Origin of the sequence: Mycobacterium sp. E2462, assembly GCF_001672685.1 — a bacterium.
Lineage (GTDB): Bacteria > Actinomycetota > Actinomycetes > Mycobacteriales > Mycobacteriaceae > Mycobacterium.
The window spans coordinates 1-11,256 of the sequence record NZ_LZKC01000254.1 but is presented as its reverse complement, the minus strand read 5'-3'; the positions used below and the strand labels follow the sequence as shown (position 1 = coordinate 11,256).

12 protein-coding genes and 1 pseudogene are annotated in these 11,256 nt (G+C 69.0%); 9 read left to right on the top strand and 4 right to left on the bottom strand.

Annotated features, from left to right (window positions below):
• A pseudogene (locus A5714_RS12520) lies at positions 1 to 253 on the top strand (aminoglycoside phosphotransferase); the annotation flags it as partial.
• Between the two features lie 3 nt (positions 254 to 256).
• Here A5714_RS12520 and A5714_RS12515 read toward each other — a convergent pair.
• From A5714_RS12515 to A5714_RS12505, 3 genes are read right to left on the bottom strand one after another with little or no spacing between them, the layout of a single operon-like run.
• Complete coding sequence (locus tag A5714_RS12515; protein WP_068073024.1) at positions 257 to 685, bottom strand: pyridoxamine 5'-phosphate oxidase family protein; 429 nt, start codon at positions 683 to 685, stop codon at positions 257 to 259.
• A gap of 45 nt (positions 686 to 730) precedes the next feature.
• Positions 731 to 1,552, bottom strand: coding sequence for a mycofactocin-coupled SDR family oxidoreductase (locus A5714_RS12510; protein ID WP_068073023.1), 822 nt, complete (start codon positions 1,550 to 1,552; stop codon positions 731 to 733).
• 33 nt (positions 1,553 to 1,585) lie between these two features.
• Positions 1,586 to 2,758 (bottom strand): acyl-CoA dehydrogenase family protein, encoded by a 1,173-nt coding sequence (locus tag A5714_RS12505; RefSeq protein WP_068285564.1) that lies wholly within the window; start codon positions 2,756 to 2,758, stop codon positions 1,586 to 1,588.
• A gap of 147 nt (positions 2,759 to 2,905) precedes the next feature.
• Here A5714_RS12505 and fabG point away from each other — a divergent pair, with 147 nt between their 5' ends.
• The 6 genes from fabG (at position 2,906) to A5714_RS12475 (ending at position 8,437) form a co-directional block, all read left to right on the top strand.
• Positions 2,906 to 3,655, top strand: a complete 750-nt coding sequence (fabG, locus tag A5714_RS12500; RefSeq protein ID WP_231975878.1) for a 3-oxoacyl-ACP reductase FabG — start codon at positions 2,906 to 2,908, stop codon at positions 3,653 to 3,655.
• Positions 3,656 to 3,669: 14 nt separating this feature from the next.
• Positions 3,670 to 4,887 (top strand): acetyl-CoA C-acetyltransferase, encoded by a 1,218-nt coding sequence (locus tag A5714_RS12495; protein ID WP_068285560.1) that lies wholly within the window; start codon positions 3,670 to 3,672, stop codon positions 4,885 to 4,887.
• Positions 4,884 to 6,089 carry a CoA transferase gene (locus A5714_RS12490; RefSeq protein WP_068285559.1) on the top strand — a complete coding sequence of 402 codons (1,206 nt, stop codon included), beginning with the start codon at positions 4,884 to 4,886 and terminating at the stop codon, positions 6,087 to 6,089. The genes A5714_RS12495 and A5714_RS12490 overlap by 4 nt, the downstream gene beginning before the upstream one ends.
• 13 nt (positions 6,090 to 6,102) lie before the next feature.
• Positions 6,103 to 7,296, top strand: a complete 1,194-nt coding sequence (locus tag A5714_RS12485) for an acyl-CoA dehydrogenase family protein (protein WP_068285557.1) — start codon at positions 6,103 to 6,105, stop codon at positions 7,294 to 7,296.
• Between the two features lie 4 nt (positions 7,297 to 7,300).
• Positions 7,301 to 7,993 carry a GntR family transcriptional regulator gene (locus A5714_RS12480; RefSeq protein WP_068073011.1) on the top strand — a complete coding sequence of 231 codons (693 nt, stop codon included), beginning with the start codon at positions 7,301 to 7,303 and terminating at the stop codon, positions 7,991 to 7,993.
• Positions 7,994 to 8,074: 81 nt separating this feature from the next.
• The gene (locus A5714_RS12475) at positions 8,075 to 8,437 is read left to right on the top strand and encodes a hypothetical protein (RefSeq protein WP_068073009.1); all 363 of its coding nucleotides are present in this window, start codon (positions 8,075 to 8,077) and stop codon (positions 8,435 to 8,437) included.
• A gap of 21 nt (positions 8,438 to 8,458) precedes the next feature.
• Here the strand turns inward: A5714_RS12475 and A5714_RS12470 are convergent, their stop codons facing one another.
• Positions 8,459 to 9,241 carry a TetR/AcrR family transcriptional regulator gene (locus A5714_RS12470; RefSeq protein ID WP_197502909.1) on the bottom strand — a complete coding sequence of 261 codons (783 nt, stop codon included), beginning with the start codon at positions 9,239 to 9,241 and terminating at the stop codon, positions 8,459 to 8,461.
• A 220-nt stretch (positions 9,242 to 9,461) separates the two neighbouring features.
• Here A5714_RS12470 and A5714_RS12465 point away from each other — a divergent pair, with 220 nt between their 5' ends.
• Both A5714_RS12465 and A5714_RS12460 read left to right on the top strand, forming a co-directional pair.
• On the top strand, positions 9,462 to 10,259 hold the full coding sequence (locus tag A5714_RS12465) for an SDR family NAD(P)-dependent oxidoreductase (protein WP_068285555.1): 798 nt from the start codon (positions 9,462 to 9,464) through the stop codon (positions 10,257 to 10,259).
• A 34-nt stretch (positions 10,260 to 10,293) separates the two neighbouring features.
• Positions 10,294 to 11,256, top strand: a 963-nt coding sequence (locus tag A5714_RS12460) for a dihydrodipicolinate synthase family protein (protein WP_068285565.1), incomplete at its 3' end; no start/stop codon positions are given.

Sequence of the window (11,256 nt, the reverse complement as noted above, 5' to 3'; positions counted from 1 at the left end):
CCTGCGCGCCGCCCTGGAAGGGCAGCTGGTCGCCGACTACCACCGCGCCCTGACGGCCGGCGGGGTCGGCGACTACGACCACGAATCCTGTTGGCGGGATTACCGTTTGGGGGCGTTGCAGGCACCGCTCATCTCGGCGCTGGGTTTCGCGTTCGCGTCGGCCACCGAGCGCGGCGACGACATGGTGCTCACGATGCTGCGCCGCGGGTGCCGGGCCATCCGCGAGCTCGGCACGCTGGAGCTGATCGGCTGACCCCTACAGGTCGCCGGTGAAGTCCGCCGTCAGCCAGCGGTCGGGGCGGATCGTGTACAGCACCTCTTCGACGCCTTCCATGCTGCGGACGAAAGCCTTCCCGCCCTCCTCGCCGAGGTAGCGGATGGCGACGTCCTCCGCGACGTCGACCGGCGCCGGCTTGGTGGTCTCGATCACCGTGCCCTCGACGACGACGTACTGATACGGCGGCTCCTCGCGCTGGACCACCAGCGTCACCGCGCCGGCCCGTTCGATCAGCTTTGCCTTGCGGCTCGACGCCCCGGTCATGATCTGGACGTTGCCGCCAGGGGAGTAGCGGTACCAGATCGGCACGCTGGCCGGCGGCCGGCCGTCCGCGGCGTCGACGGACAGCACGGCGACGTGCTTGTCGGCGAGGAATTCCTGACGTTCGCTTTCGGTGAAGTGCTTCATGTGGCCTCCAAGCTCGCGGACCTAGAAATCTATTCCCTCGACTGCTCAGTATTGCGTCGAGCCCTGGTCGACCGGGATCCGGGCGGCGGTGATCTTGCGCGACTCGTCGCTGGCCAGCCAGCACACCGCGTCGGCGATCTCGTCGGGCTCGGCGACCCAGTCCGGCAGGAACGGCGTCAGCACGTTGGACAGCTGCGGGTTGGTCTCCATGGCCCTGCCCACCGCCGCGACCATGTCGCCGGTGCCCATCGGCGTGTTCACCGGCCCGGGGTGCACGCTGTTGACCCGGATGGAGTGCTTGCCCAACTCGGCGGCGAAGGCGCGCGCCATCCCGGTGACGGCGTGCTTGCTGGCGGTGTAGTGAATCATGAACGGCTGCATCTTCATTCCGGCCGCCGAGCTGATCAGGATGATCGAGCCGCCGCGGCCGCCCTCGATGATCTTGTCCGCGCCGGCCATCACGGTGTTCCAGGTGCCCGTCACGTTGATGTCGATGACATCGCGGAAGTTTTCGGGCGTGATCTCGTTCCACGCCTGCGGCGCCGCGACGCCGGCGTTCGCGACGATGATATCGAGCCGGCCGAGCGCGGCGAAGCCCTCCTCGACGGCGCGACGCAACCCGTCGTAGTCGCGGGTGTCCACCACCGAGGCGACGATGCGGCGGTTCAGTTGCTCGACGAGGCGCACCGTTTCGCGCAGGTCGTCGGGAGTCGCCGGGTCGTAGGGCACACACGACGGCAGCGTGCCGGCGATGTCGACCGCGATGATGTCGGCGCCCTCCCGCGCCATCCGCACCGCGTGCGCGCGCCCCTGGCCGCGCGCCGCCCCGGTGATGAAAGCCACCCTGCCCTCAAGCCGACCGCTCATCTTCCCTCCTCTAAAATGCGTTGTGGTGCAACGTTATCGCTGCGCGGCCTTGATCAAGTTGGTCCCGATGATCAGTCGCTGGATCTCGCTGGTGCCCTCGTACAGCCGCAGCAGGCGCACGTCGCGGTAGATGCGTTCGACGGGCACCCCGTGCATGTACCCGCTGCCACCGTGGATCTGCACCGCGAGATCGGCGACCTTGCCCGCCATTTCGGTGCAGAACAGCTTGGCCGACGACGGCGCGGTCCGGCGGTCCGTGCCGGTGACCCACGCCCGGGCGGCCTCGCGCACCAGCGCTCGCCCGGCCAACACCCCGGTCTGCTGGTCGGCCAGCATGGCCTGCACCAGCTGGAAACTGCCGACCGGCGCGCCGCCTTGCGTCGCGGTGGCGGCGTACGCGACGGACTCGTCCAGCGCGCGCTGCGCGGCGCCCACCGCCAGGGCGGCGATGTGGACGCGACCGCGGGCCAACGACGTCATCGCCGCGCGGTAACCGATGTCCTCGCTGCCGCCGATCAACGCGTCACCGCCCACCCGGACGTCGGTGAAGTTCACGTCGGCGGTCCACGCCCCCTCCTGGCCCATCTTGGCGTCCTTCGCGCCGACCTCGACGCCCGGCGCGTCCGCCGGCACGAGGAAGACGGCGATGCCCGGCCCCCGGTCGTCGGCCGGCCGGGTGCGCGCGAACACGACGAACAGGTCGGCGACCGGCGCGTTGGTGATGAACCGCTTCTGCCCGGAAATCACCCAATCATTGTGCTCGGCAACCGCTTTCGTGCGTAGGCCAGCCGGATTGGAGCCGGCCCCGGGCTCGGTGAGGGCGAACGAGGCGACCACGTCGCCGGTCACCATCGGCTCCAGCCACCGGGTCCTTTGCGCGTCCGTGCCGAACCCGACCAGCACCTGCCCGGCGATGCCGTTGTTGGTGCCGAACATCGACCGCAGCGCCAAAGAGGTGTAGCCCAGCTCCATCGCCAGTTCGACGTCCTGCACGAGGTTCAGCCCCAGGCCGCCCCACCGCTGCGGGATGGCATAGCCGAACAGCCCCATCTTCTTGGCCTGATCGCGCAGGTCGTCGGGCACCCGGTCGTCGGTCAGGATCTCCTGCTCGCGCGGCATCACGGCGGTGCGGACGAAGTGGCGGGTCTGGGCGAGGATCTCGCCGAAATCCTCGTCGGAGACCTCGGGGACTTCTGTGCTGGTCATGGTGACTCCCTTGTCGACACCGGTCGGCGCGGTCGCAGTGAGGCGGTGGCCCCGTACGACCGTCCGGGGCTCCCCACCCCGGCACCGGGCGTGATCCTATATGAAATACGATATTGGATGCCCGGGTCCCCGGTGCGGAGAGGATGCGTGGTCGAGGTGTCATTGCTCAGCGGTCAGACGGCGGTAATCACGGGCGCCGCTCAGGGGCTCGGGTTCGCCATCGCCGAGAGATTCGTCGCCGAGGGCGCTCGGGTCGTTCTCGGTGACCTCAATCTGGAGGCCACCGAGGTCGCGGCCAAGCAGCTGGGCGGCGACGACGTCGCGGTCGCGGCCCGCTGCGACGTCACCAAGGCGGCGGAGGTCGAAGCGCTGATCGACGCCGCCATCGAGCGGTTCGGAAGCCTGGACGTCATGGTCAACAACGCCGGCATCACCCGCGACGCGACGATGCGCAAGATGACCGAGGACCAGTTCGATCAGGTCATCGACGTGCACCTGAAGGGCACCTGGAACGGGATCCGGTTGGCGGCCGCCGTGATGCGCGAGAACAAGCGCGGCGCCATCGTGAACATGTCCTCGGTCTCCGGCAAGGTGGGCATGATCGGCCAGACCAATTATTCGGCGGCGAAGGCGGGCATCGTCGGGATGACCAAGGCCGCGGCCAAGGAGCTCGCCTATCTGGGCGTGCGCGTCAACGCGATCGCCCCCGGCCTGATCCGCTCGGCGATGACCGAGGCCATGCCGCAACGCATTTGGGACGAGAAGGTCGCCGAGATTCCGATGGGCCGTGCGGGCGAGCCCAGCGAGGTCGCCAAGGTGGCGCTGTTCTTGGCCTCGGACCTGTCGTCGTACATGACCGGCACCGTCATGGAAGTCACCGGCGGCCGGCACATCTGAGCGGGGTAACGACCATGCGCGACGCCGTCATCTGCGAACCGGTCCGGACGCCGATCGGCCGCTACGGTGGGATGTTCGCCTCGCTCACCGCGGTCGACCTCGGGGTGGCCGCGCTGACGGGGCTCCTCGAGCGAACGGGCCTGCCGCCCGAGGCGGTACACGACGTCGTGCTCGGGCACTGCTATCCCAGCAGCGAGGCGCCCGCGATCGGGCGGGTGGTGGCGCTGGATTCCGGCCTGCCGGTGACTGTTCCGGGCATGCAGGTGGACCGTCGCTGCGGGTCGGGCCTGCAGGCGGTCATCCAGGCGTGCCTGCAGGTGGGCAGCGGTGCCCACGACCTCGTCATCGCGGGCGGTTGCGAGAGCATGAGCAACGTCGCGTTCTACTCCACCGACATGCGCTGGGGCGGCGCCCGCGGCGGCGTCGTGGTTCACGACGGCCTGGCGCGGGGGCGCACGACCGCCGGTGGCCGGCACCATCCGGTGCCCGGCGGCATGCTCGAGACCGCCGAGAACCTGCGCCGCCAGTACGGCATCTCGCGCCGGGAACAGGACGAGCTGGCCGTGCGGTCGCACCAACGGGCGGTGGCCGCGCAGAAGGATGGCATCCTCGCCGAGGAGATCGTGGCCGTCAGCGTGCCCGCCCGACACGGCGACGAGCGGGTCGACACCGACGAACATCCCCGCGCCGACGCGTCGGTGGAGGCCCTGGCCAAGCTCAAACCCGTTCTCGCCGACCATGATTCGGAGGCGACGGTCACCGCCGGCAACGCCAGCGGGCAGAACGACGCGGCGTCGATGTGCGTGGTCACCACGCCCGAGACGGCCGCCGCGTACGGCTTGACGCCCTTGGTGCGCCTGGTGTCGTGGGCGACGGCGGGCGTCGCGCCCCGCGTCATGGGCATCGGCCCGGTGCCCGCGACCGAGACGGCCCTGGCCAAGGCGGGCCTGCGACTGGCCGACATCGACGTCATCGAACTCAACGAGGCCTTCGCCGCGCAGGCGCTCGCGGTGCTGCGCGAGTGGAAATTCGGGCCCGCCGATCAGGACCGGACCAACGTGCACGGATCGGGCATCTCCCTCGGGCATCCCGTCGGCGCGACGGGCGGGCGGATGCTGGCCACCCTGGCGCGCGAGCTGACCCGTCGCGAGGCGCGGTACGGGCTGGAGACCATGTGCATCGGCGGCGGCCAGGGGCTGGCCGCGGTCTTCGAACGGGTGGCGTCCGCGTGACCCGAGCGCCACTGAGCGGCCTGACGGTCGTCGAGGTGTCCAGTTTCGTCGCCGCCCCACTGTGCGGCATGACCCTGGGCCAACTCGGCGCCCAGGTGGTCCGCGTGGACCCGATCGGGGGTGGCGCCGACGCGCAACGCTGGCCGCTCACCGCGAACGGCACCTCGATCTATTGGACCGGCCTGAACAAGGGAAAGCGCTCGGTCACCGTCGATCTGCGTTCGCCCGAGGGGCAGCAACTCGTCCAACGCCTCGTCGTCGAGGGCGACGGAGTCGTGGTGACCAACGCCGCCGGCCTGTCGTGGCTGAGCCACGAGCGCCTGTCCGCGCAGCGGCCCGATCTCATCCACCTGCAGTTGCTGGGCCGCGGCGACGGCTCGACCGGGGTGGACTACACCGTCAACGCGGCGGTCGGCTACCCGCTGGTCACCGGGCCCGCCGAGCACGCGGGGCCCATCAACCACGCGCTGCCCGCCTGGGACGTCTGCTGCGGCCTGTACGCCGCGCTGGCGGTGGTCGCGGCCGTACGCGACCGCGACCGGTCGGGGACCGGCGCGCGGATCAGCCTGGCGCTCGAGGACGTCGCGCTGGCCACCGCGGGAAATCTGGGCCTGCTGACCGAGCCTCAGGTCACCGGCACCCAGCGCGCGCGGTTGGGCAACGCCATCTACGGCCAGTACGGGCAGGACTTCGCCAGCGGCGACGGCGCCGCCTTCATGGTTGTCGCGTTGACCAAGCGGCACTTTCGTGACCTGGTCGAGGTGACGGGCACGTCCGGGGCGGTGTCGGCGCTCGCCGAGGCGCTGGGCGTCGACTTCGCCGACGAGGGCGACCGGTACCGCTACCGCGACGTCCTCTCCGGCCTGTTCGCTCCTTGGTTCGCCGACCGCACGGCGGATGAGGTCACGGCGGCCCTGTCGCAGACCACCGTCTTGTTCGAGCGGTACCGCACCTTCGCCGAGGTCGCGGCAGGACCGAAAGTGACTGATAATCCGCTGTTTTCGCGGTTGGACCAGCCCGGCGTCGGGGCATACCTCGCAGCCGGCCTGCCGGCCGCATTCGACGGGATGCACCCGGCCGGTGGCGCCGCCCCGACGCTGGGGCAAGACACCGCCGACGTGCTGACGCAACGCCTCGGGCTCAGCACCGCCGACATCGAGCGCCTCACGAGCGCCCGCGTCATCGCCCACGCACGGGCGTAGGAAGGACAGCGCCATGACGAAGCTTGCGCAGACCCTGGGCCTGACCGAACTCCAGACCGAAATCATCGCGACCGTACGGCGATTCGTCGAGAAGGAGGTCATTCCGCAAGCGCCCGAGCTGGAACGCGGCGACACCTATCCCCAGGAGCTCGTCGACCAGATGCGGGACATGGGCCTGTTCGGATTGATGATCCCGCAGGAATTCGGCGGCCTGGGGGAATCGCTGCTCACCTACGCCCTGTGCGTCGAAGAACTGGCGCGCGGCTGGATGAGCGTCTCGGGCGTGCTCAACACCCACTTCATCGTCGCCTACATGCTGCGCCAGCACGGCACCGAGGCGCAGAAGCGGCGCTTCCTGCCGCGCATGGCGGCGGGGGAGTCGCGGGGGGCGTTCTCGATGTCGGAGCCAGAACTGGGCTCCGACGTCGCCGCCATCCGCACCCGCGCCGTCCGCGACGCGGACGGCAATTACGTCATCAACGGCCAGAAGATGTGGCTGACCAACGGCGGCAGCTCCACGCTGATCGCGGTGCTGGTGCGCACCGACGAGGGCGCCGACAAGCCGCACCGCAACCTGACCGCGTTCCTGGTCGAAAAGCCCACCGGCGTCGGCGAAGTCGTGCCCGGCCTGGTGATCCCCGGCAAGATCGACAAGCTGGGCTACAAGGGCATCGACACCACGGAACTCATCTTCGACGGCTACCGGGCCGCGGCCGACGACGTCCTCGGCGGCATCCCGGGCCGGGGGTTCTTCCAGATGATGGACGGCATCGAAGTCGGGCGCGTCAACGTGTCGGCCCGCGCTTGTGGCGTGGGCATCCGGGCCTTCGAGCTCGCGGTGCGCTACGCCCAGCAACGACGAACGTTTGGCAAGCCGATCGCCGAGCACCAGGCCATCGCGTTCCAGCTCGCCGAGATGGCGACCAAAGTGGAAGCCGCACACCTGATGATGGTCAACGCGGCGCGGCTGAAGGACTCGGGCGAACGCAACGACGTCGCCGCCGGCATGGCCAAATACCTGTGCAGCGAATATTGCACCGAGGTCACCCAGCAGAGCTTCCGGATCCACGGGGGTTACGGCTACTCCAAGGAGTACGAGATCGAGCGGCTGATGCGCGACGCGCCGTTCCTGCTTATCGGCGAGGGCACCAGCGAGATCCAGAAGAACATCATCAGCAAGCGGCTACTCGCCGAGTACCAGGTGTGAGGCCATGACCGTCCCGGATTTCGCTGCGCGGCCGCAACTTTCCGACGACGTCGCGCGACTGATCCGGCAGCGCATCTTCGACGGGAGCTACGCCGCCGGCTCCTACGTCCGGCTGGACCAGCTGGCCGCGGAGTTGGGGATCAGCGTCACCCCGGTCCGCGAGGCGCTTGTCGCCCTGCGCGCCGAGGGCTTGATCACCCAGCAGCCGCGCCGCGGATTCATGGTGCTGCCGGTGACCCACCGGGACGTCACCGACGTCGCCAACGTTCAGGCGCACGTCGGCGGGGAACTCGCCGCCCGCGCGGCGCGCCACATCACCGACGACCAGCTGCGCGAGCTCCAGCGCATCCAGGCCGAGCTCGAAAGCGCCTACGCCGGCGACGACAGCGATAAGACCGTTCGGCTCAACCACGAGTTCCACCGCGCCATCAACGTCGCCGCCGACTCGCCCAAGCTGGCCCAGCTGATGTCCCAGATCACCCGCTACGCACCGGAATCGGTGTTCCCCGCCATCTCGGGGTGGCCGGCCCAATCGATGCGCGACCACCGCCGCATCCTGTCGGCGCTGAAGAAGCGCGACGACGACGGCGCGCGTGCGGCGATGTCGCAACATCTGGCCGCCGGGGCGGTCCCGCTGATCGATCATCTGATCGCCCGCGGGGTGGTCGTCGACGCCGACCGGCCGCCCATTCCCTGACGGCGCGGCGGCGGTTGTCGCCCGGCCGCCGATCGGCTTACGCTGCGCAGTGCGGGGGGCGACACGGCAGAGCGAGGAGACATGTCCCGAACGCTTCGAGCACCGGCCGTACTCGTCGTGGCCGCGACGGCCGCCGCCCTCGCGCCCCCGGCGGTCGCCGATCCGGTCGACCCGATCCCCGGCAACGGCGTCTTCGTCGTGGGCCCCGACGTCGCTCCCGGCCTCTACCACACCGGTGGGTCGGGGTCCGCGTTCGGCGTGTGGATCAACGACGTGCCGACCCAGGAGTCGATGTGTTCGTGGTTCACCTACAGCACCCCCGACGCGAACAAGGAGCACGTGCTGCAGACCAACACCTCGATCGGCCCCATGTACGCCAATATCAACTCGTCGGTCAAGGCATTCGAGTCGCAGAACTGCCAACCGTGGACAAGGGTTCCCTAGCAACGGGTTTCGCGCGCAGGACTAGCGGGTTGCCGGCGCCTTCGCTCGGCCGCGCGCGGCGGGTGACTTGGCGGGGCTGCGCTTGCGGGCCCGCGACGCCTGGGCGTTCGTCTCGATCAGACGGCCGGCGTGGTCGAGGATGCAGTTGAGGCCGTACTCGAAGTTCGCCTCATCCGGGGCGGCGATCCGGTGGCCGATGCCGGAGACCTGGGCGAGCAGCGGCGTTTTCTCGGGATCGATCGCGACGGCTTCCTCGATGGCCCGCTGCCCGATGTCCGAGGACTGGTTCTTCTCGTAGAGCCGTTGCAGCACCACCGAGCCGCGGACGTGGATCGACATCGCCGAGTAGGTGTCGAAGGCGTCCTCCGCGGACAGCCCGGCCTCCACCAGGTTCGCGATGGCGCGCTCCATCTCCTGGGCACCCAGGCGCGCCGCCTTCGGGCTCAGGGCGGCGCGGATGAGGATCAGGTCGCACAAGATGGGGTTGCCCATAAAGGTTTTGCGCATCGAGCGCGCATGGTTGCGCAGGGTTTCGCGCCAGTCGCTGGCCTCCACATAGGGAGTGGCGAACACGTACTTGCTCAGGGCGCGGTCCGTCATCGCGTTGAGCAGGTCGTCCTTCTTGCGGAAGTACCAGTAGATGCTCGTCACACCGACGCCCAGGTGTTTGCCGAGCAGCGGCATGCTCAGGTTGTCGATCGATACCTGTTCGGCGAGTTCGAATGCGCCGCTGATGATGTCGTCGGGATTGATGGACCCGCGTTCGCGCCGTTGCCGCTTGTCGGCGGTTGCTTGCTTGGCCACTGCGGGCACCTCCAAGAAGATCCGTATAGTGCATGCGATGTGACATCCGCGGCGCCGGTACGATGCAATCTACCCGGCAAGTCCGCCCGCAGGTCGCCTCTGACCTGGGTATTCGCCCGCGTGTCGCGCTGCCCGTCTGTTACTGTAATACCTATCGTAGGCTTTTTGGTAAATCGGATCGACGGGCGAAAAGGGCCATGATGACGCTGCGGAGGCGGCGATGGACCTAGGGCTCGCGGACGCCGCCACGCTCGTCGTCGGCGGCAGTCGAGGCATGGGCCTGGCCACCGCCCGCTGCCTCGCGGACGAGGGCGCCCGGGTCGCGGTCCTGGGACGCAACCGCGACGCCCTGGACGCGGCGGTGACCGATCTCACGGGGCGCGGCAGTCCCGACGCCCTGGGCCTGGTCGCCGACATCGCGGACGGTGTGGCGGTCGGTAAGGCGATGGCGGCGCTCGCCGGTCGCTGGGGTGGCGCGCTCAACGCGCTCGTCGTGACGGTGGGGCCCGGTGCCGCAGGAACTTTCGAGGACCTCACCGACGACCAATGGCGTCAGTCCGTCGAAGACGGCGTGCTGGGCATGGTGCGCTGCGTGCGCGCGGCGCTTCCGCTGCTGCGCAATGCGGCGTGGGCGCGGGTGGTTACCTTCTCGGCGCATTCCACGCAGCGCCAAAGCGTGCTGCTGCCCGCGTACACGGCGGCCAAATCGATGCTCACCAGCGTCTCGAAGAACCTGTCGCTGTTACTGGTGAAGGACGAGATCCTGGTCAACGTGGTCTCACCCGGCAGCATCGCGTCGGAATCGCTGCGCGGCTGGGCGGATTCGGTGGGTGTCGACGGCAACGACCTCTACGCCCTGATGGACGCCATAGGGACGTACTTCGGGCATCCCGCGCAGTTGCCGCGCGCCGGGTTACCGGAGGAAATCGGGCCGATCGCCGCCTTTCTCGCCTCGCGCCGCAACTCCTACATGACCGGCGCCAACATCAACGTCGACGGCGGTTCGGACTTCACCTGACTTCACTTCCATTGAGCGACAAAAGGAGTCGACCATGGCAACGGCGAGCGAGGCACGCGCCTGGGCGCGGGGCGCATTGCGAGGCATTGGGGACTCCCTCTACACGCCGTTTCGTGGGAGCGACGGTGACGAGATCGACTGGGACGCATACCGGACGCTGGTGCGCTACTGCGTCGGCGATCTCGGGCACCCGATGTTGTGGTGTACCAGCGGCATCGCCGAGTTCTGGTCGCTGACCCTCGAGGAACGCAAGAGGCTGCTGGAGGTGGCTGTCGAGGAGGCACGCCGCATCAACCCCGACGTGGTGGTGCAGGCGTGCACGGCGGCCACGTCGTCCAAGGACTGTGTGGAACTGACCCGGCACGCCCAAGAGGCGGGCGCCGACATCGCCTACATTCAGACGCCGATGATGGAGACGCACGGGGGCGCCGGGGTGTTGCGGTTCTTCCGGTACGTGGCCGCGCGGACGGATATCGCGCTGGGCATGTTCAATTCGCCGTCCTCCGGCTACGTGCTGACCCCGGCCGAGAGTGCTCGGATCTATGAGGAGATTCCCGCGGTGTGCGCCACCAAAGAGGGTGCGTTCCGGCCGGGCAGTAGCCGCCTGCTGCACCAGCTGGCGCCGGGCCTGGTGTTGTGGGAATGCGACAAGACGGTCTATCGCGCCGGGTGGCTGCGCGACGGCATCGTGTGTGCCGCCCAATTGGGCACCCCCGGCTACCTGTTCGAGACCCCGTCGCAGCGCATCTTCTCCCACTACTGGGATCTGGTGACCAGCGACAAGCTGGTCGAGGCGATGGACTATGGGCGCGAATCCGGCCTGGACCAGTTCGACCTCGACATGGGCTCGTGGTGGACCTGCTATCCGGGCCGCGCCGATTACTTCACCCACTGGGGTGCGGCATTCAAGCACGCCGCCGCGCTGCTGGGCCTGCCCGTCGGGGATTATCCGCACTCACGACCGCCGCAAGCGGAGCTGCCTCCCGAGGCCAAGGCG